Origin of the sequence: Streptomyces sp. NBC_00859, from assembly GCF_045161865.1 — a bacterium.
In the GTDB taxonomy this organism is placed as follows: Bacteria; Actinomycetota; Actinomycetes; order Streptomycetales; family Streptomycetaceae; genus Streptomyces.
In genome coordinates, this window is sequence record NZ_CP108826.1 from 19,739 (window position 1) to 39,061 (window position 19,323).

Annotated in this window: 17 protein-coding genes; 9 read left to right on the plus strand and 8 right to left on the minus strand. The window is 70.8% G+C overall.

Annotation, left to right across the window (positions count from 1 at the left end):
* Window positions 1–100: 100 nt before the first annotated feature.
* The 7 genes from OG584_RS00100 to OG584_RS00130 all read right to left on the minus strand — a co-directional run bounded on the left by OG584_RS00100 (window position 101) and on the right by OG584_RS00130 (window position 7,558).
* The gene (locus tag OG584_RS00100; RefSeq protein WP_405773650.1) at window positions 101–868 is read right to left on the minus strand and encodes a hypothetical protein; all 768 of its coding nucleotides are present in this window, start codon (window positions 866–868) and stop codon (window positions 101–103) included.
* Complete coding sequence (locus OG584_RS00105) at window positions 852–2,894, minus strand: hypothetical protein (RefSeq protein ID WP_405773652.1); 2,043 nt, start codon at window positions 2,892–2,894, stop codon at window positions 852–854. The genes OG584_RS00100 and OG584_RS00105 overlap by 17 nt, the downstream gene beginning before the upstream one ends.
* Before the next feature lie 213 nt (window positions 2,895–3,107).
* Window positions 3,108–3,650 (minus strand): hypothetical protein, encoded by a 543-nt coding sequence (locus OG584_RS00110; RefSeq protein WP_405773654.1) that lies wholly within the window; start codon window positions 3,648–3,650, stop codon window positions 3,108–3,110.
* Window positions 3,651–3,813: 163 nt separating this feature from the next.
* Window positions 3,814–4,065, minus strand: coding sequence for a hypothetical protein (locus tag OG584_RS00115; protein ID WP_405773656.1), 252 nt, complete (start codon window positions 4,063–4,065; stop codon window positions 3,814–3,816).
* Between the two features lie 402 nt (window positions 4,066–4,467).
* Complete coding sequence (locus OG584_RS00120) at window positions 4,468–5,964, minus strand: UvrD-helicase domain-containing protein (protein ID WP_405773658.1); 1,497 nt, start codon at window positions 5,962–5,964, stop codon at window positions 4,468–4,470.
* A 313-nt stretch (window positions 5,965–6,277) separates the two neighbouring features.
* Entirely contained in the window at window positions 6,278–7,138 is an 861-nt protein-coding gene (locus tag OG584_RS00125; protein WP_405773660.1) for a DUF6083 domain-containing protein, read from the minus strand.
* 156 nt (window positions 7,139–7,294) lie between these two features.
* Window positions 7,295–7,558, minus strand: coding sequence for a helix-turn-helix transcriptional regulator (locus tag OG584_RS00130; protein WP_405773662.1), 264 nt, complete (start codon window positions 7,556–7,558; stop codon window positions 7,295–7,297).
* 170 nt (window positions 7,559–7,728) lie between these two features.
* On the opposite strand from OG584_RS00130, the gene OG584_RS00135 reads away from it, so the two are divergent.
* Entirely contained in the window at window positions 7,729–8,763 is a 1,035-nt protein-coding gene (locus tag OG584_RS00135) for a hypothetical protein (RefSeq protein WP_405773664.1), read from the plus strand.
* A gap of 636 nt (window positions 8,764–9,399) precedes the next feature.
* Here the strand turns inward: OG584_RS00135 and OG584_RS00140 are convergent.
* The gene (locus tag OG584_RS00140; RefSeq protein WP_405773666.1) at window positions 9,400–9,783 is read right to left on the minus strand and encodes a hypothetical protein; all 384 of its coding nucleotides are present in this window, start codon (window positions 9,781–9,783) and stop codon (window positions 9,400–9,402) included.
* Between the two features lie 66 nt (window positions 9,784–9,849).
* On the opposite strand from OG584_RS00140, the gene OG584_RS00145 reads away from it, so the two are divergent.
* The 8 genes from OG584_RS00145 (at window position 9,850) to OG584_RS00180 (ending at window position 19,266) form a co-directional block, all read left to right on the plus strand.
* The gene (locus OG584_RS00145; RefSeq protein ID WP_405773668.1) at window positions 9,850–10,059 is read left to right on the plus strand and encodes a hypothetical protein; all 210 of its coding nucleotides are present in this window, start codon (window positions 9,850–9,852) and stop codon (window positions 10,057–10,059) included.
* Window positions 10,060–10,310: 251 nt separating this feature from the next.
* Window positions 10,311–10,988, plus strand: a complete 678-nt coding sequence (locus OG584_RS00150; RefSeq protein ID WP_405773670.1) for a hypothetical protein — start codon at window positions 10,311–10,313, stop codon at window positions 10,986–10,988.
* Window positions 10,989–11,495: 507 nt separating this feature from the next.
* The gene (locus tag OG584_RS00155) at window positions 11,496–12,200 is read left to right on the plus strand and encodes a TnsA-like heteromeric transposase endonuclease subunit (protein WP_405773672.1); all 705 of its coding nucleotides are present in this window, start codon (window positions 11,496–11,498) and stop codon (window positions 12,198–12,200) included.
* Window positions 12,197–14,335 carry a transposase gene (locus OG584_RS00160; protein ID WP_405773674.1) on the plus strand — a complete coding sequence of 713 codons (2,139 nt, stop codon included), beginning with the start codon at window positions 12,197–12,199 and terminating at the stop codon, window positions 14,333–14,335. The genes OG584_RS00155 and OG584_RS00160 overlap by 4 nt, the downstream gene beginning before the upstream one ends.
* Window positions 14,323–15,354 carry an AAA family ATPase gene (locus OG584_RS00165; RefSeq protein WP_405773676.1) on the plus strand — a complete coding sequence of 344 codons (1,032 nt, stop codon included), beginning with the start codon at window positions 14,323–14,325 and terminating at the stop codon, window positions 15,352–15,354. Before OG584_RS00160 ends, OG584_RS00165 begins: the two co-directional genes overlap by 13 nt.
* Before the next feature lie 159 nt (window positions 15,355–15,513).
* Complete coding sequence (locus OG584_RS00170; protein WP_405773678.1) at window positions 15,514–16,662, plus strand: TniQ family protein; 1,149 nt, start codon at window positions 15,514–15,516, stop codon at window positions 16,660–16,662.
* Window positions 16,663–16,880: 218 nt separating this feature from the next.
* Entirely contained in the window at window positions 16,881–18,053 is a 1,173-nt protein-coding gene (locus tag OG584_RS00175; protein WP_405773680.1) for an endonuclease domain-containing protein, read from the plus strand.
* A 220-nt stretch (window positions 18,054–18,273) separates the two neighbouring features.
* Window positions 18,274–19,266: a hypothetical protein gene (locus tag OG584_RS00180; protein ID WP_405773682.1), complete on the plus strand. Its 993-nt coding sequence runs from the start codon at window positions 18,274–18,276 to the stop codon at window positions 19,264–19,266.
* Window positions 19,267–19,323 lie beyond the last annotated feature (57 nt).

Sequence of the window (19,323 nt, forward strand, 5' to 3'; positions counted from 1 at the left end):
CCGGCGAGAGCTGCTCCGGGGCTGGCGGGCTTCCCCCGGTTCAGTGCCCGTTTCCTGCTCTGGTCTGAGGGCGGGGAAGCAACGGTGTGAGGTACGTCGGCTAGCCCGGTGGCGGGTCAGGACGGGCGTGGTTGTCCTCGGAGGACATGCTCAGGGTGATGGCCCTCAGCTGTTCAGCCAGATGCGGTTGGTCGTAGCGGATGACGATGTGCGTCAGGCTCTCCGCAAGGTTCAGACGCTGCTTTGTGGTGAGCTCTGCGACGAAGGTCTGGAGCAGCCGGGCGATCTGTACCCAGGCGTTCTGGGGGGCGTGTGCGGTGATCTCGCGGCTCAGCCGGTCGACCGCCTTGAGGGTGTCGTCGCTCGTATCGGGGTGGTGGGTGAGCCAGTAGGTCAGTGCCAGGGTGGGCGTGGTGGCCAGTGCCTGGTGCAGTTCCTCCGCCCTTTGCTGTCGCTGCCTGTGGACCTGTTCGTTGAGGGCTTCGTCCTGCATGCGGCGGTGCAGAGCGGTGACGGCTGCGAGGTCATGATCGGTGGCGGTCAGGTGCACGGTGGCCCACAGCAGCCGAACGGGAGCGTCGGCGAGGTCGCTCTCGGCTCCCAGGCGGCTGTTGAGGTGGACCTGCGCAGCGTGCAGTTCAGTCAGCGGGTATTGGCTGGCCACGGCGCGGGCTGTGGCAACGGCGTGGTGGGCGGCGGCCGCGCGCGGATCGTGGTGGGGGCGGGGGGCGGGGATTTCTTCCCAGCGCCCGGCCAGGTCCGCCTGGAAGCTGTGTGCGGGAACGTTGCTGGGCAGCGCTAGTCCGGTGATGGTGAGCTGGCCGGTACGCGGCGCGGGCCAGCCGGCCCGGTCACGGTTGCGGTGCATCGGGGTTCGGGGCTGCGGCGGGATCTTCGGCTATCAGGCCGGTGAGCAGGTGGTCCCGTAGATGCACGGCGTCGCCGGGTTGCTGTGAGGGCGGGGTGGGGGCCCAGCTGAAGAGCAGGCTCTGCATGGCCACCAGCCGGTTGGCGCTGTAGTGCGGGTCGGTCGGGCGGTGTACGGCGTCGCGGAAGATCTGTTGGATGCGGGTGCTCAGGTCGGGTCTGTTCAGCGCGGTCTGCATCCAGTACGCGAAGGCGTCGGCGACGGTCGGGGACCAGCGGGTCGTGGGCAGGGCGTTGCGCCACATGTCGGTCAGCCATTGGGTGCCGATCGTGGAGTCGGTCACGAGAGCGGGGCCGTTGGGGGTGCGGCGGGCGGCGAGGTGGGCGAACGTGCTCTGCGCTGCCGCTTGGTGCGGGAGGTCATGGTCTTGAGCCCACAAGGTGAGCTGCCGGTGGATGGCGAGCCGTTGATCGCTCTGGTCCCACAGGGAGTTCAAGGCTTGGCTGACGGCTTTGGTGACCGTGTCGTCCACGGGTGCGTCGCGGGCGTCGTCGTGGTTCGTGGAGGTGGCGAGTTCGGCGAGGCGGGCGAGCATGCTGGTGGGATAGACCTCGGCCAGGCGCTGGCAGGCATGGATGAGGACGACTCTGAAGTCGGCGGTGAGGGTGGCGGCCTCTTTGGTCCATCGCCGGTAGGCGGCGCGGGCCAGGTCCCCGGCGTGGTCGTCGATGGCGGCCAGGACAAGGAGGTCGCGCGCGGCATCGTGGTAGGGAGCAGACCATTGCTCGGCCAGTGACCGCAGCAGACGGGTTCTGCGGTGGCGTGCCGTGTAGCGCACGACCCACTGGCTGACGCGGTGGGCCAGCGGGGCGGCCATGTGCGGTTCGAGGCCGATGACTTGGGCGGCGGTCCAGCCGGTGAACTCCTTGAGGAGGTGCGGGCGGTCATCGAGGAAGTAGTCGACGACGGCTTCGGCGTAGTTGTGGTAGCGGAAACGAATGGTGCCGTCCGCCTGGAGGTCGGCTTTGGCTCGCTGGGTGAGCGCGACAACGCCGAGTCCTTGTTGTCCGGGCTGGTCGGGTGGGGTCTCCTTGAGGGCCTTGGCCAGGGTGACGGACGCTTCGTAGACCTTCTCCGAGGTGGCACCCTCCAGCACCGCAGCGGCCAGGAGGTAGTTGCGGTAGGCGCTGTCCTCGTGCGCGGTGTGCCATTCGAGGAGGTCGCTGCGCCAGTCCGTGGCGGCCTTGACGACGTTCTGGACCAAGACGTGGAAATACTCGTCGTCGAGCTTTGTGCTGGGCGTGAGGCGGCCCGTGTCGCGTTCGACCTCTTCGGTGGTGATGATGGCATCGGCCCACGCGGCGACGTGTGCCGGCACCAGGTGGGCGATGGCGTCCCGGATGGGGACGGCGGCGGCCCACTTGCCGCTGTCGATGAGGAGCGGTGCCTGGTCGAGTTGTCTCTGGAGGATGTCCGCCCGGGGCGGGCCTGTCAGTGAGTGGCTGAGGTCTGCTGCTCCCCCGCTGCACGTCTCCCACGCCGTGGCGCTCATGAGGACCGCGAGGAGAGAACCCTCCGGCAACTCGGTTGCGTCCTCGGCCAGTTCGCGTCCGAAGCCGGGTGGGGGTGTTTCGGTGCGCAGGTCCAGGATCCAGCCGGTGTGGGGTTCGCGCAGGCCGGCTATGTCGAACGGAGTGTCGGGTTCTCTGCGGACCTGACGGATGGTGTCGCCGGCCCGTCGTTGCAGCACGTGCAGAGCGGTGCTGAAGCGGCCGCTGCCGTTCGCGCCGGTCAGGACGACAACGGGGCTGTGGTCGAGGATCTTGGCGATCGCCAGGTCGTCGTCCTCGTGCCGGACATAGGTCTGCAGGTACTCGGTGACCTCGCTGTGGGACAGGGTGGTACCGCGCAGCCGCCGGAAGCTCTGCTCGATGAGCGTGCCGATGACGACACCCCGGTTGGTGTTGATGCGCTGGTTGACGCTCCCGGTCCAGTACGGCTCGGCGCTCGCGTCGGATCCGTCCACGGCCCCGGCACCCGCGGCGGTATCGACGGGGCCTGGGTCTGGAGGAGGCGGGGTGCCAGGATCGGTCTGCCGCGCGGCTGAGGTGTCAGCGGGGGGTGTATCGAGGCTGACGGCGGGAGACACGGGCGGCGGCGGAGCATCGGGGGCGTGCGGGGGCGGAACGGAGGTCACAGGAAGCCCTTCTCGAGGCCGGCCGGGTGGATGGGCCGTGCGTTACCGGGATGACGACGGAGGACCTTTCAGATCGCGGACGCGGATGCCTATCGCCCTGCCGCCCTCCTCGATGGTGGTGATGTCCTGGTCCGCATCCACCCGTCCACTCACGGTGTCGGCGTCGATCGCAACGGCTTCGCCGTGGACCGTGCCGATTCTCTGTCGCGCGTAGGGACCTGAGGGTTCACGGCCCTTCTCCCCCGCGAACGTCAGACGCTGTCCGTAGACCTCTTCGAGCGTGCCGCGCAGCCGTCCCAGCAGGCGCAGCAGCGCCGGGTCCGCGGCGTCGATCCGCGCGGGGTCTCGCCGGTAGGAGTCCAGGACGTCGCGCAGCGTTTCCAGGTTCTCCTGGCGGGTGGCGAGCTCGTTTTGGTCTGCGGTGAGCGGCAGGCTGAGTTCGCCGCTCAGGGGCACCGGTGCGGCCAGGGCGGTTTCGGGTGCGCCGTGTCGGTCCAGGAGGTGTTCCAGGCGTTGATACAGGAATGTGAAGGTGGCGGGCAGCCCGGCGCCGAGCACGGCGGACAGGGCACTGAAGTCAGGCATGAAATCCCCCCGATCTGGTACGCGTTGATACGACGCGAGGAATTTTCACTCGTTCACCGTGCGAAAATCGCGCGTTACAGAAGATGGCCGAAACCGGTTTTCCTCTTAGGTAACACGGGTTTCTTCTGCCTCTTTCGTCACGCCTTGCGGGATCGGTGATTCTTCAGGTCTCCTGGGCAGGGCCTGGTTTGGGGACCTGTTCTCCAGCGGCCGTGCCGGTGTCCCGCTCACCGCCGGGGAGGGTGGGCGGCTGGTGCCCGTATTGCTGGTAGATCACCTCGTCCGGGTGCCTGGCCACGCGTTCACGCCGCCACGCGGTGTCGAAGGACAGGTCGCCCGAACTGCGGGCTGCCGCCCGTGCGGCCCGCCAGCTGGCGACAGGGGACAGAAGGAATCGGGTGAGTGCCAGACGCATACCGTCCAGCGTGATTGCTTCTGTCCGGGCGAGGACGGCACTTTTTCGACCCCTGCAGGCGCCATGGGCTGCCGGCGCCGCGAACAAGACATTCGCTTTTGGATGCACGCCGGGTGACGCGCCGTTCCACTGCCTCTTGTTCCGCCCGGCCAAAGTGCATGGTCGGGCCAGAAACGCGCACCAACAGGTTTCCCTGATGTCCCGGCACCACCAATAAATACTCTGTGCCTCAGGAGTCCCAGGAATTGACGTCAGCGGGTCGCATGAATGACGAGGACGACCGGGAGAGGTGACGCAGCCGGCGGTGCAGGCAATCCAGCCCGACCGCGTGGGCCGTGCGGCCGCGGACCGTAAGCAAGGCACTGTGCGTGCCCATTTTTCCGACGCGCATCAGCGGTGCTGTCACGGTGTGAGGAGGTGGCGGGGTGTGCTCGGGGGCGGGTTGCCGTCCGGATGGTGGTGGATCCAGGACAGTCCTCCGAGGTCGAGGCGGTGGCGGGCGCGGGTGACGGCGACGTAGGCGAGGCGGGCCTCGGTCTCGTCGATAGGTCCGGGCACGGGCAGGCCTTGGGAGTCTTTCTCCTCGGTGTCCTTGGGCGGGAGGAAGTCGTCTGCGATCTTCACCTGGGGCCATTCGCGTCCCTTGGCCTTGTGCGCAGTCGAGACGGTCACCTCCGCGCGGGACTCGTCGACGAGCTGGTCGACCGCGGTGAGGATGGCGTCGACGCCATGTTCCTGGACGAGGTCGACCAGCGGGAGCAGGTCGCTTCCGGCGGGATCCTGCTGGGCATAGTCCTGGAGCTCGCCCCAGCTGGAGAAGAGGATGAGTTCCGGGTGGGCGGTGCGGCGCCCTTCCTTGAGGTCACGGGCCGCCTGGGCGAGGGCCTTGAGTGCTGACCCCCCGCCGGCCAGGGCGACGCGGCGACCGACGGCCAGGAGCTTCATCACCTCGGTCATGGCGCCGACGTTGGTCCGGCACAGCACCGCCTGCGGGTGATCGGTGGCGCCGAGTTCGGTGCGGATGGATTCGGTGCCCTCCAGGCGGATGGGCGCGCCGGCGATCGCCAGCCACCGGTTGGCCTCCTGGGCCAGATGAGGGCCGAAGCGGAAGGACTGGGAGAGGGTGAGGGCGGTGCCGTCGAAGCCGGTCATCACATCGCGGGCACCGCGCCAGCCGTAGATGGCCTGGGCGGAGTCACCGACCATCACCAGCTGGGCGTGGTCACGCTGGGCGGTGAAGATCTGCTCGACGACGGGGTTGGTGTCCTGCGCCTCGTCCAGGAGCAGGAAGCTGGCGTCGATCTTCGGCTGGGACAGAGCCCACATCTTCAGGTAGTGGTCGTGGTCGAAGCGCACCACGCCGTTGTCGGGGTGCTGGAGATCGGCCCAGGCCTTCTGTGCGAAGGGCAGGACGACGGCCACGAGTTCGGCGTGCAGGCCGCGGTCCTCGATGCCGCGCAGCGGCGGTACGTGATGGCGGGTCAAGGTGCGGTCGGCGGAGTGGCAGTAGCGGGTCACGGCCTGGAGCGCGGTGTGCGACAGGGCCCGGGGCGAGACGTCCCGGTCACCGATCCGCACCGGCCTGGTGATGCCCAGGGCCGCGCCGGTGCGCCAGCCAGCCTGGCGGGGGCCGTTCAGGCGGGTGCGGTAGCGGTGGCCGAGGGCGGCGTAGGCCAGGGCGTGGGCGGTCTTGCAGATCACGGTGGTGGGGAAGCGGGCGGCCGCGTCCAGGGCGATAGCCCGGTTGTAGGCGATGTAGCGGCCTGGGCGCGGGGTTCGGGAGGCGAGCAGCGCCAGGGTGGTGGTCTTGCCGGTGCCCGCACCGGCCTGGAGGGCCAGGTGCTCCCCGGCCTGGAATCGTTCTGCGGCCGCGGTCTGTTCGGCAGTCGGGTTCAGCATGTCGGTGCTCCGGGGGTGAGTGTGGGGTCTGCTGCGGGTCTGCAGCGCGCTGCAGCGCTGGTCGGCCCGGCGGTGGATGCGGTCGGCGAGTGCGCGCCTGGCCGCCGGCGTCCGGGGAGCAGGTGGCCAGGTCGGCAGCAGTTCAGCGAGCCGGCTGTGGGTGGGGGGCATCTGCCCGGCAGGTGGTCTTGGCCAGGACCACGGCGGTGAGGCGAGCGTGGTCGTGGCGCGCGGCCAGCCCCGCCGTGGGGGGCGGCACGAGTGAGTTCGGTCCTCGTGGCGGGCGGGTTGCGAGGGAAGCCGAGGGCGTGGTTCATCTCCGTGCTCCGTTGCGGTGAGGGCCTGTGCGGGGCAGGCGAGAGTGGATGTGCTGGTGGTGAACGAGCGGGTCGAAGAGGTCGAAGTCGCTCAGTGCGAGATCGGCTGGGGTGGGGGCGGCGGCGTGGGCCGGGCACCGCTGAGTGCGCCAGCGCTGCTGCTCCGTGGCGGGCAGGCGGGTGAGGTCGTAGACGGCCATGACGGCGCGGGGCGCGGCGAGTTGCCCGGCACCGAAGGTGGCGGGCAGGAGGATCCACTGGCCGGCGGGGTGGTGCGGGTCGCGAACGGGGTGCGGACAGCGGTGGCGGGCGCGGGTCTGGGCGACGCATTGCAATTCTTCGACGGGACGGCGGGCGAGGTAGAGCAGGTGGAGGAGCTGGATGACCGGCCGAGCCGGCCTGCATGCCGGCGGTGGGGTGCCGCGGGGCTCAGGCGCGGTCAGCTGGCTGGCGTCGAGGAGGCGGCGGGTGTGCAGGGCCAGTCGGCGGCGCAGTCCGCCGAGCTGGGGGGTGGTCTCCTGCTGGTGGGGCTGGGTGGGGCACAGGAGCAGGTGGGAGATCCGGCACCAGGGGGTGCCGTCGTGGGCGGGGTGCGCGTAACCGGAACTGACGTGCCAGCGCTGGTGGTCGGGCACAGTGCTGGCGGGCAGTTCGCGGGGATGGAGAGCGACGGCCGGCTGAGTGGGGCGGGCGTACCACTCCACCAGGTTGCCGCCGGTGGGGCAGCGGGCGGCCTGGGCGGTGCGCAGCAGGCGGCTGGAGGTGTGGGTGGTGACGCGCAAGCGCCGGGCGTGGGGGCGGCGGATGGTGCCGTCGCCGTCCCGGCGGTGGGTTGTTGAGGAGGTGGTGGGGCGCATGGCCGTGAAGGTGACAGGCGACACGCGCCCCGGGCGGTATCCAGGCGGTGAATGTCCCTCGCATGGCCCAAGGTTCGGGAACGGGTGTGCGGTTGTTCGGGCACCCGTGCGGTCAGGTGGCTGGGTCGGGTGAATTACGCCCAGGGCGGGAGGGCGTCAGCCGGTCGGCTCTGCGGGCGGTTCGTGGCCCTCACAGAGAGAGCCCAGGAGCTGGTCGACGGGGACGCCGAGGGCGTGGGCGAGGGCGTGCCAGGTGGGGAGGGATCCGGTGGTGCGGCCCTGCTCGATTTCGATGAGGGTGCGCCGGGAGAGGCCGCTGCGGCTGGCCAGTTCGTCGTAGGTCCATCCGCGCGCACCCCGCAGTCGTGCCAGCTGCAGGCGCAGGGCGGCGAGGTTGGGGTCGGGCGGGAAGATCGTCACTCCACCATCCGACGGTGCAGACCCCTGCCCTGTCAGTGCAGACCTCTGCCCTATCTGTGCAGGTGGCAGGCGAGGTGCACAGGGCAGAGGTCTGCACTATGGTGCGGGCCCACCCCCTGTCCGTCGCACGACGGAAGCACACGCGTAGCACAGAGAAAGGCCCCCGCCCGATGAGGCCCCGCGCCCCCGAACCCCTGCGGTGCCGTACCTGGACCGTGGAACTGCGCCCCCACCAGGGCGACTGCCTCCTGGTCTGCCCCCACTGCACCCCGGACGGCGGGGGCTTCACCCTCCCCTCGGCACGCTCCGCCGTCCTGGACCATCTCGCCCGCCACGCTCGGCGCGACGCCTTGGCCCCGCACTTGCGAACCTGCCAGTGCCACGAGCGCGGCTGCCGCTGGCACCCCCGACACCGCGGCTGCGCCGGCCCCGTCCTGCTGGTCCTCGCCCGCGAACGCGGCGGGCGCACCTGGCGCCTGGCCGACACATGCACCGCCTGCGCCGCCGCCACCCAGTACGCCGCCGTCGTCCCCGAGGCGGTTCCCGATGCGCAGAACGCACGGTCCGTGCCGCGGCACCCCTGCTCCCCCGACGGCACGCCGGTGCCCGGCTCCAGCGAACGGGTCCGCGACATGCTCTCCTACCTCGCCGCCGCCCTCCCCGTCTGCAGCGCGGCCGGCCGGCTGCTCGCCCTGCAGTGCGCGCTGCGCACGGACCGCCGCGGACAGGTGCTCCTGCCCGCCGGGCTCCTGCGCGGTATGCGCCACGGCAGCGCGAACCTGTGGCGGGAATTGGAACAGGCCCACTGGCTGCACCACACACCACCGTCCAGCGGCGACCACCGGGTACAGCTCCTCGACCCGACCGTGCTCACCCAGACACCCGGCCGCGCCGGCCGGGCCCAAGCGGCCGATTGGGCGCTGCGCACCACGCTCTCCCCCGCTCTGCGCCGACACAGCCCGCAGGTACGCCTGACGGCGCTCGCCCTGCGCACACACCTGCCCCCCGGGGCTGCGCGGGGCAGCACGGACAGCGCCGCGATGGCCCGCATCTGCACACTGCCCGAGGAACAGCTGGAGACAGTGCTGGCCCGACTCGCCCAGGCCGGGGTCTTGAACGTCTGGGAGTACAACCGGGGAGAGTCCGAGGTGCACTGGCTGATCGACACGGTGCGCACAGCCGCCACCGTGACGGCGGACCGCTGACCTCAGGTTTCAGCAAAGGCCAGGGACGGCACCGGGGCCGTGCCGTCCGGCCGTGGGGCGGCCAAGTCCCTCCGCGTCCCTCTTCGCCATCGGGAAACGGAGCATCTACCCACGGCCCGGCGAGCTGCAGCGGGCCCGGTGCGAGACACACCGCAGGAGGCAGTGTCGCCCTGCTGGGAGCGGGAGACCACAGTTTCTTCCACGCGCAGGTTCGCGCACCGCCTTGACCTCACCTGCAGGTACCAGACAGCCACGTGCGGCAGACGATCCCTCAGCCTGCCGAGCAGGCCAGTCACTGCGGTCGCACCCCCGCACACCACCCAGAACTTCGCTTAAGCAAGTTCTCGGAGGCGATCGAAAGGGGTGAGGAGCCGGGCCCCGGCACCCTGGGAACTGCGCTGTCCGCGGGGCGCACGGCGGCGGCGCGATGGGGAACACGACTGCGCCGGAGATAAGAACGCCGACGGACGACCGGGGGACGCTTTCGGCGCGCGAATGCGCCTCCTCACAGCCCGCACCGCCCGCCCGAAAGCTCCAATTCGCCGTCCTCCACGCCTTGTTGATCATTCAGACGTCGCACCTGCCCGGCCCGGGTCAGCGCAGCGACCTGCGTCACCCAGATGGGTACAGACGTCTTCACCGCAGGAGGGCAGCCCGGCGCCGCACGGCTTTCGGGCCGGTCATCGGCGCGCTGCGCGGCCCGCACGGCCGCAGATGGACCGGATGAACCTTGAGCCCGGCGCTAGGGTCGGCAGCAGACATCGAGACACCGGTGGAGGGGAGGGAACCGATGGATTCCGTCCGACTGAAGGCATGGCAGGCGCAGTTGGAAGTGCTTGTCCTGAGGACGAGGGAAATCTGCGTGAGGCGGAATTGCGCCGTCAGGCTCTGACGCTCGAGCTGGAGGCAGTCCACCGGCACGCCGAACTCTCCGCCGGAATGGCCCGGAGTTCGCACCATATGCTGGAAAAGGTCCGGATGCGGATCCGTCAGCTCGCCGAAGAGTCCGGTGAACCTCACGGACACTCCAGTTCCCCTCCCCCGCGGCCGGACCCCAACGGCCGAGCGCAACGCACCCCACTCAGTGTGAGCAGCCTTATTCTCGCGTTCCTCGGCGAGCGGGACGAAGCGACGTACGGCGAGATCACCGAACAGGTACGGCGGATGCGCCCGGATGTGCGAGCGGAGAACTGCGCCCGAGACCTGGGCCGACTGGTCCAGCGGGGGACGTTGATGCGTCCCCGGACCGGTGTATACCGGCGCGTGCCCACAGAGAGCGAGCCGATGAAGGACTGAACCAGCAGCGCGTCAAGGACCGCACATGGCCTGGACATGCGCAAACTCCGCCGGCGGTACCCGGCGGAGTTCGCAACTGCGCATGCTTTAGGCCTCACGCGCACGGTCACTATAGCCAGTTCAACTGGTGAGGTGCTCCGCGCGTCAGTGTCATCCCCCTGCACGACCGAAAGAGGCCTCACGATGAACGTCCCCCCTACGCATGCCGTCCCGCGCCCTCATACGCCCTTCACCGGTGAGGAGGGCGGACAGTGACGTTTCCCATTGACCAGGGCGCGCGGCCGACGCCCAGTGACAGGACCGCCCCCGCCCAGCAGTGGCGCATCTTCCTGGATCTCGCGGACCTCAGCGGGCCCGGCGAGCAGGTCATCACCTGCCACGCCCTTGCCGAGCGGACCGAGGTCGGCACCGAGACGCTCGGCAGCGTGGTGAGTTTCCTCCAGACAGTCGGCCTCGTGCGCGGAGCCCGCGGGAAGTACGCGGTGACCGCCGCCGGTTGGGCGATTGCCGAGATGCAGCGCCGGGACGAGACGCAGGCGCGTCTCCTGCTGCAGGCTCAGTTCCTTCAGCACTGGTCGGCCCGGGCCGCACGCGCTGCCCTGCAGGACGCGCCGGTGGATCAGGCGACTCTGGGGCAGCGCCTGTGTCCGAGTGTGCCCGGCAAGGCACGGCGCGGGACCTATCTCGTCGAGTGGCTGGTGCTGGCGCTTGTGGTGCACCGCGACGCCTCCATGAAGATCTGCCCGTCGGCGGCGCTCACAGCCGCCGCGGGCGCCGTCCCGCCGCAACAGCCACCGGGCGCGCAAAGCGCTCCGGAGCCCGCTCTGCTCATGGGTATGACGCACAGCGACTTGCGAGCACTCCCGCCGCAGCACTACATGGCGCTGCTCGACCATGCGGCGACGCTCGTGGATCTCGTCTCGGCCTGAGCACGACCGCCACACCGTCCCTGCCCTCGCGGGACGGCCCTCACGGCACCGCTCCCGGGGAAGGACCGTGCTGCGGGCTGCCCTGTGACGCGTGCGGTACGCCGCATCCGGCCGCACCGCTCGGCGATCAACCACCCTCATACTCCCTCGTATCGAGGGGCGTTGCAGGCCCGGCCGCAGTACCCCTGTCCTCCGAGCCCAGGCTCACGCTGCCCGAGCCGTCTCGTCCCTGTGCCCTGACAGCGCGGTGCGCTGCCCGGTACCCGGAGCGCGCGGGGCGCCGGCTGGCCGCCTCGGCCTGCACTGCGGCATGCCCTCGCGAGCCGCACTCCGAAACCACCGGGCACCGCCCCGTGTTCCCTCGTCTTCTTCCTTAAGCGAAAGGTGCCATCACCCATGCTTGAAACACCGTCAGTCCCGCGGGAGTCTCCGCCACGTGTGAACGCTGCCGCCCGCCCGCACGCATCCCGCCGACGGGTGCCCGCGTCGGCGGTGGAGGCCCGATTCGTGGACGCCGGCGGGCAGCACCATCAGATGCCCTGGCTGCAGGCGGCCGGGGAGGTCGCGCTGGAGGACTGCGTTCCCGTCCAGAAATTTCCGGTGCAGCGCGGCCGACGGACCGCGCCGGGCTGGTGGTGGTCGGCGACGACCGGCCGGCTGGTGCATTACGGGTTCGGCGCGATGCGCACCCAGGTGATGATGCTCGATCGCGACCCGTCGGTGGCGGCCATCGCGTGCCGCCCGGTGGAGCTGCTGTGGCGGGGCCGGGGCGGGGTGGTGGTGTCGCACGCGCCGCACCTGATGACGCGGTTGATCGACGGCAGCGGTGTGCTGGTGGATTGCGCCGGGGTACGGGGGGCCGGGCGGCGCCTGGTCCAGCGGGCGGTGCACGTGGAGGCGGTGGCCGAGGCGGCAGGCTGGAACTACCGGTTGGTGGGGCCGCCCACGGCGGTGGCCGAGGCCAATGTGCGCTGGCTGGCGGGATTCCGGCATCCGCGGTGCGGGGCGGGCGGGCTGGAGCAGGTCGCCCAGTGCTTTCGCGCGCCGCGGCCTCTGGTGGATGGGGTACGGGCACTGGGCGACCCTCTCGCGGTGTGGCCGGCGGTCTTTCACGCGCTGTGGCGCGGTGTGCTGGAGGCTCCGCTCGAGGTGGCGTTGCACGGGGAGGCCCTCGCGGTGGCCGCCCGGCGCGGCCCGGGGAGTCAGCGGTGACGCGCCCGGTGGTGGAGGTCGACAGCCTGGTGGTCTTTGAGGGCCGCCGGTGGCGTGTGCGCGGGATCGGGCCGGGACAGATTTGGCTGAGCCAGGACGACGCGGGCGGGACGACGGCGGTGGTCGCACTGCCGACCCTGCTCAGTGATCCCGGCTTCGAGGTGGTCGGCGGGCCACCCCCGCTGAAGGTGCCCCAGTCGGGCCTGCTGGAGACCGTGCCCGCGCAGGTGCGCGAGCGGGCGCTGGCGATCGCGCGGCACGTGCGGGAGGTGGAGACCGGTCACCCGGTGGTGGGCGGTGAGGGGCCGGTGCGCGACGCGTTCGACCCCGCGCGCACCACCCTGGCGCAGCGGGAGCAGGCCAAGGCGGAGGAGCTGACCGCGGCGGGGCACCCGGTCAGCCGGGCGACGGTGCGCCGGTGGCGGGAGCGGTATGGGCGAGGCGGGGTGTGGGCGCTGGTGCGCAAGCGTCGCGGGACGACAGTGCTGGGGCAGGCCGATGCCCGGGTCCTCGCCGCGCTGGAGAAGGAGTTGCGGCAGGAGGAGGAGCGCTCACGGTCGCGGGGGTTCGTGAAGCGGATGTACCGCCAGACGCGGTGGCGCCTGGAGGAGCAGCACGGGGTGGGTGTGGTGGAGATGCCCGCGCCGTCCACGTTCACCAAGCTGTTGCGCCGGATGGAGGAGCACCACCGGCTGGAGGGGACGGTGGCGCAGCGGCGTTCGCGGTCCAGTCGGCCGGCTCCCCCGTTCACTGCGACGGTGGCGCTGCGTCCGGGTGAGCTGGTGATGATGGACAGTACGCCGCTGGACGTGCTGGGCGTCTTGGACAACGGGGTGAGGGGACGGCCTGAGCTGACGACCGCGCTGGATGTGGCGACCGGTTCGCTGTGGGGGATCCTGCGTCCGCCAGGCAGCAAACTGACCGATGTGGCGGTGTTGTTGGCGCAGCTGATGACGCCGCTGGTGATGCGGCCCGGCTGGGGCGAGTGTCTGTCGATGGCCGCGTCGGTGATCCCGCACGCGCGGCTGGCCGCTCTGGACGAGCGGCTGGCTGAGGCCGCGGCCCGGCCGGTGATCGTGCCTGAGACGGTGGTGGTCGATCAGGGCAAGGTGTTCGTCTCGCCCGCCACCGTGGCGGCATGCGAGAGCCTGGGCATTTCGTTGCAGCCGGTGCCGCCGGCCAACGGGCCGGCCAAGGGGCACGTGGAGCGGACGTTCGGGTCCGTCAACACATTGTTCTGCCAGTGGCTGCCCGGATATCTGGGGTCGAACGTCTCCGAGCGCGGCTCGAAGGTGGAGAAGGAACCGCTGTGGACTCTGACGGAGTTGCAGGCGTTGTTCGATGAGTTCCTGGCGCATTGGCACCATCGCCCGCACCAGGGGCTGCGGCATCCGCTGATGCCGAAAAAGGCCCTCACTCCCAACCAGATGTGGGCGGCGCTGCTTCCGGTGGCGGGCTACGTGCCGGTGCCGCTGGGCGCGCAGGACTATGTGGAGCTGCTGCCGGTGCGCTGGCAGGCGATCACCGACAACGGCATCAGGTTCGACTACCGCACCTACGACGGCGCTTGTCTGAACGGGTACCGCGGTGAGGACTCGGGGGTGACGGCGCGCCAGGGCCGGTGGGAGGTCCACCACAACCCTTACGACCCCGCCCGCATCTGGGTCCGTTTGGCGGACGGTTTCGTCGAGGTGCCCTGGATTCATGCCACCCGGGTGAGCCTGCCGTTCACCCACCACGTCTGGGAGCACATCTGCGCGGTGGTCGAGCGCACCGCCTCGCGCGATGAGCACGAGGCGCAGCTCGCGCTGGCGCTGGATGACTTCCTTAAGCGGGCGTCGAAGAAGGAGACGAAGCTCTCCCGCCGGGAGCGGCGGGTGGTGGCCAAGTCGCATGCGGCCCAGACGCTGGCCGCACCGGCGGCCGAACTCGATCTGCTGAGCGCCCCGACCCTGTCGTTCGGGCTGGCGGGTGTGTACGAGGCGCCGGAGGTTGACGACGAGACGGTGCCCGACGAGGACGATGCCCTCCTCGCCGGGCTAGAGGGTTCTGCACCGGACGACGCCCCTGGCGAGAGCGCCGGGTCCGCGATTCGCACCGACACCCGGACGGAGGACGACCTGTGGCTGCTGTAAGTGGGCTGGCCAGCGGCTCGTTTGAGGACGAGGGGCCGACGTTCAGCCCGATCACGAACTACACGCTGTGGCGGTCCTCCCTGGCGCAGCCGCGTCAGATTGCCCCGCCGGTAGGTGATCCGCTCTGGACGCCACGGGCGCAACTGGACTATCACTCCGCGTTCGTGACCCTGCAGACCCCGGCCATGGAGCAGGCGGTCCGTCAGCTGCGGCTGCTGCTGGTGCTCAACCACCGCCAGGAGGGCACCGCCCGGCGGGGGCTGATCGTGTCCGGGCCACCGGGGGCGGGAAAGTCCACCACGCTCATGGAGCTGGGCCGCAGCTTCGAGCTCACCTACCGGCGCCAGCACGGCCCCACCGACACCCTGCCGGTCGCGTTCGCCGGCATCCCGCCCGCCTACTCGCCGAAGGCTCTAGTCAGGGGGCTCGCCCGGTTCCTGTGTCTGCCTGTGCACGACCGGATGACCGAGACCACCATCACCGACGCGGTGTGCGCCGTGCTGGGTGAGCGCGGGACCAGGATCGTGTTCATCGACGATGTGCATCTGCTCAACACCCGGACCAGGCCGGGAGCCGACACCTCCGACCAGCTCAAAGCGCTCGCCGAGCGTATCCCGGCCACCTTCGTGCTGGCCGGGGTCGATGTGGAGAGAGCCCCGGTGCTCACCGGCCCGCGCGGCGCGCAACTCGCGGCCCGGTTCAAGATGCTGCGCACCCCGCCCCTGCTCAATGGCACGGCGGTGCAACGCGCTGCCTGGCGCAAGCTCCTCACGGACATGGAGGCGGCCCTGCGGCTGCAGCACCACCGCACGGGAATGCTCGTGCGGCACGCCGATTACATCCATCTGCGGACCGGGGGTGTGATGGCGAGCCTGTCCCAGCTCGTCCGGGAGGCGGCTCTCGCCGCGGTGCTGGACGGCAGTCAGACGATCACGAAGAAGCTGCTGTCGGAGATCGTCCTCGACGTACAGGCCACGAACGCCTCACGGCCTCCCCACGGGCCCGCGAAAGCGAGCTGACCACCCCCGGGCACCCCGTCCTCCGCCCGTGCGCCCATGGGCGCACGGGGCCGGACGCCCCGGCTGCCAGGAACCTGCGTTCTGCCGCCGTGCCCCCCTGCAGATCCCCCGTCCCCGTACATGCGCCGGTCCCGGCGCGCCCCGGAAGGAAACACGCCCATGGACGTCACCGCTCACACACTGGTCCGCGTACCGCCGCTCAGCAAGGAACTGACCGGCTCCTGGGTGCGACGACTCGCCCACGGCTACCGTCTGCCCGCCCAGGACCTGCTGCGCAGCGTCATCACCGGCCCGGACGGCGCCCAGATCACCGGGACACCGCGCACCGGTCTCGAACTGTTCCTCAACGCTCCCGCCCGAGCCGCCTTCCTGCGATTCAGCGCCGCCCCGCGACAACTCACGGGCCGACTGCCCGAGTTCACCAGACCTCACGAACGGGTCGCCGAGGACTTGCTGCCCCGGGCCGCCTGGTACATGCCCCGCCAGGCGTGGGTGACGGCGTGCCCCCAGTGCTCCGGCCGTTTCGCCACACCGCTGCGGCCGGTCCTGGTGTATCCGCAGGCGGCCGGGCACATCTGCCCGCGGCATCAGCGTTGGCTGCTCGCAGACGCTGACCGGCCCAAAGCCCTCGGCCTGCACTCCCTGCCCGAAGTCCTGGGCGCGCACCGCCAGCACAGCGCCCTGGTCCGCACCCACCCCCAGGCCACCGCGGTGATGGCCCTGGCTGCCGCCGTGGTGTGGTCGTGGCAGATCCAGGGCTGGGCCCAGGAAGCCGTCTGGCAGCAGCGCACTATGCGCTTGGCCGCGCTCACCCGATGCACCCACCCGGCCGTTGCAGCGCACGCGCTGATCGCCTACCCCGAGACAGTCGCCGTCGCCCGCCTCTTGGCGGACCGGCGCTGGCAGCGTCGGCTGCGAGAAGTGGGCGGCGCCTACGGGTGTGCGGCAGCCACCGGGCTGCTCCTGACGGAGCTCGGGCACCGCACGGACCGCTCCTGGCTCGCGGACTGGCTGACGGCCCGCTCGCGCACCACCCGCACACCGGACCGTGGCACCGGCCCCGACGACCCGCTGCAGCGATGGCTGGCGCGCCTCATACACACCGGAGACACGGAGCCAGGCTGCGAGGGCGGGCTGTGGCAGGTGCCGCGGCCGGCGGTACGCCCCCTGGGGTACAACGACCGCACCAGCTTCCTCATCGAGACCAGTGCCCGCACGGCCGCCGAGGAGGCCCAGGCAGCGTCCCTGACCGGTGGTTGGGAGCCCGCCCCGGCCCGGGCTGGGCCGGAGGCCGGTAGGTGTCCGTGACACTGCCGCAACGCCCGGCGTACGCGCCGAACCGCCCGGTGCCGTAGCCCGGCCCGGCGCGGGCCTGTGGACCGCCTCGGCCCGGTCGTGCCGCCGTGTTCCCCCGCTGACTTTCCGTTGGATCGAAGGAGACTCCCCATGCCCTTGCGCTGTATCCCTACCCGGCCGCCCGGTGCGGTACCGGCCCCGTCCCGTGCCGTCGTCACCGGTCGTGCACAGTGCTGATCTCGCCGGACGAGGCGCGCCGGATCCTGGTGGAGCGGACCGAACAGAGCCTGGTGCAGGCATCTGCCAAAACTGACCTGTCCCGGTACGCGTTCCAAACCAACGGCCATGTGTTGATCGGTGACGTCGCCGTGCGCGGCTACAAACACAAGCAGCGCTGGCGGCTGGACTCTCGGGAGATCGAGCGGGCCGCCGGCCGGCTCGCCGACCTCGACATCGACCCGGGTCACCTGATCACCGCCCGACTCGAGTGGGACACAGCCGCAGCGTGGCAGTCCCAGATCGGCAACTGGATGTCCCAGGCCACCAACGATGAAATGACCGCGCACGGCTGCACGTGCGACGGACCCGACGAGCGCCACGTGCAGGAGAACGCCGAGGGACTGCCGTGCGGGCTGACCTGGAGGCAGTTTCAGGAACGCCAAGGCCAGCGGCCGCTCGCCGGCACCCGGCCCCTGCCACTGCTCACCTGGTCGGGAACGCACTGGATGGTTCCGGCGGCCTACGCGGCCCTGCTGGATCGTTCCGCAGCCCTGGCCGCAACGTTGACCGAGCAGGCCGCACGCTGCACCGGCTGCGGGAGCGGGGTGGACGTCTGGACGCGGCGTACCGCGAGCGCGGCCGGGTTCAGCTCGCTGTGCCCCGCCTGCGCCGCCTCCACGGCCCGTCCCTATCACGGTCATCTGGCCGGGACTGCCTACGCCTCACTGAGCAAGAACTCCCGGGCGGACACTTTCTTGTGCTGCCTGTGTCCAGAGCCGCAACGCGCCCTGTACTGGGACCACTGTCACGAGCACGGGTTCATCCGGGGGCCGGTCTGTCCGCGCTGCAACAACGCCGAGGGCTCGGTCGGCCGCTTCGCCCAGCGGGCGGGCGGGGTGGAGCACCTGCTGCGGTGCACCGGATGCCGTACCCGGCGCTCTCTGCCGCCCGCGCACCGTCCCTACGCCGTGCTGGAGTTCGTCGATTTCGCACCGCACGCACCTTGCGGGACCACACCGCGACAGGTGTGGGGGGAGACGGAGGAAGACGGGACCGTGCGCTTTCCCCTCGTTTGCTACTGCCGCGGCCAGGCGGAGCGGTGGGAGCAGACGCTGCCCGCCGCCCGCGTGAGGGAACTGCTGCGCATCGTCATCGACCGCACCCTGGGGCCCGAGACCGCCTAGGCACAGCACCCCGCCACCGCCTTGGCCTCTGAACTGCTGCATCCGCACCGGCGGCAGAGACACCCCGCCCCCGGTGTTCTCGCCCTACCCGCGGCCGGCACCCTCGCGGCGCCTACGCCACCGCAACGCCCGAGTGCACCGCGACATCCCCTATTAGGAGAAGAGCCGTCATGTCCCCTTTCCGTCCTGCGCTGCTCAATGCGCCCCCGGTGGTGCGCCGATGAGCCTCACCCGCTGCCTCAAGGACCCGCGCTCTCCCCTTTCCCGTTTCCTGGCCGCCGAGTTGCCGGCGGTGGCGACTTTGGCCCGGGTCTACCGCTCCCGACTGCCACTGGACCCGGAGACCGTCACCCCGCACGGCACGGCGCCCTTCAGCTACCGCAGTCTGGGCCAGGCCATCGATCTGCGGCTGCGCATCGCGTTCGGCACACCGGTCGGCGCACCGCTGCAGGCCGGTGTCGACCTGGCCGTCGGGGACACCGCCTACCTCGCCTCGATTCCGATCGCCGACGCCGTGCAGGAGGCGGGCGACAGTCTCCTCGCCGAGCTCCGGACACACCCCGCGGCCACGCCCGGGGCGATGCTGCTAGACCCGGTGGCCGAGGAACGGCTGGCCCGGCTGTGCTTTGTCGCCGCCTGGTTCGAGGAAGTGTTCCGCCAAGGCATGCGGGACGGCAACCCGCTGCTGCAGGCCCCGCCCGGGCAGGGGCTGGAGGGGCTGTTGGCCTTGGTGCCCGACTACGTGCCCGGCGACCTCGGTGGGCAGGCGGCACTCGCCGACCGGCCCGACACTCTGCAATGGATCCTCAATCTCCCCGTATCCGGCCGGGTGTGCGGGCCGGTCTTCGGCGGCAGCGGCCATGTCGGCGGCGCGGACGCCGACTTCATCGCCGCGGGACACCTCATCGACTGCAAATCCACAATCCGCCCGCGGCGCATGGGCCGGCCCGAGCTGTATCAGCTGGCGGGCTATCTGCTCCTCGACTACGACAACGCCTACGGGATCGAGCAGGTCAGTCTCTATCTCGCCCGGCAGGGCCGGCTGATCGGCTGGAGCCCGGAGAAGTTCCTCCAACTGCTGGGCGCCCGACGCTCGCTGTCCGAACTGCGCGAGGTCTGCCAACAGGCACTCGGTGCGCCCGCCGAAACAGCGTCCACGCTCCTGCCCCGCCAGGCCGTCTGCGAGCAGGAGGCACTGTTCGGCGAGGCATGAGGACAGCGCCGGACAGTGGCGTCCGCCCGTTCGGGGTGAGCGGGTGTCGGCCGGTGT

What these genes read in the sequence shown, in the direction of transcription:
- OG584_RS00100 (WP_405773650.1), bottom strand. Translation starts at nt 868, where the DNA reads ATGCACCGCAACCGTGACCGGGCCGGCTGGCCCGCGCCGCGTACCGGC.
- OG584_RS00110 (WP_405773654.1), bottom strand. Translation starts at nt 3,650, where the DNA reads ATGCCTGACTTCAGTGCCCTGTCCGCCGTGCTCGGCGCCGGGCTGCCC.
- OG584_RS00115 (WP_405773656.1), bottom strand. Translation starts at nt 4,065, where the DNA reads ATGCGTCTGGCACTCACCCGATTCCTTCTGTCCCCTGTCGCCAGCTGG.
- OG584_RS00120 (WP_405773658.1), bottom strand. Translation starts at nt 5,964, where the DNA reads ATGCTGAACCCGACTGCCGAACAGACCGCGGCCGCAGAACGATTCCAG.
- OG584_RS00125 (WP_405773660.1), bottom strand. Translation starts at nt 7,138, where the DNA reads ATGCGCCCCACCACCTCCTCAACAACCCACCGCCGGGACGGCGACGGC.
- OG584_RS00135 (WP_405773664.1), top strand. Translation starts at nt 7,729, where the DNA reads ATGAGGCCCCGCGCCCCCGAACCCCTGCGGTGCCGTACCTGGACCGTG.
- OG584_RS00170 (WP_405773678.1), top strand. Translation starts at nt 15,514, where the DNA reads ATGGACGTCACCGCTCACACACTGGTCCGCGTACCGCCGCTCAGCAAG.
- OG584_RS00180 (WP_405773682.1), top strand. Translation starts at nt 18,274, where the DNA reads ATGAGCCTCACCCGCTGCCTCAAGGACCCGCGCTCTCCCCTTTCCCGT.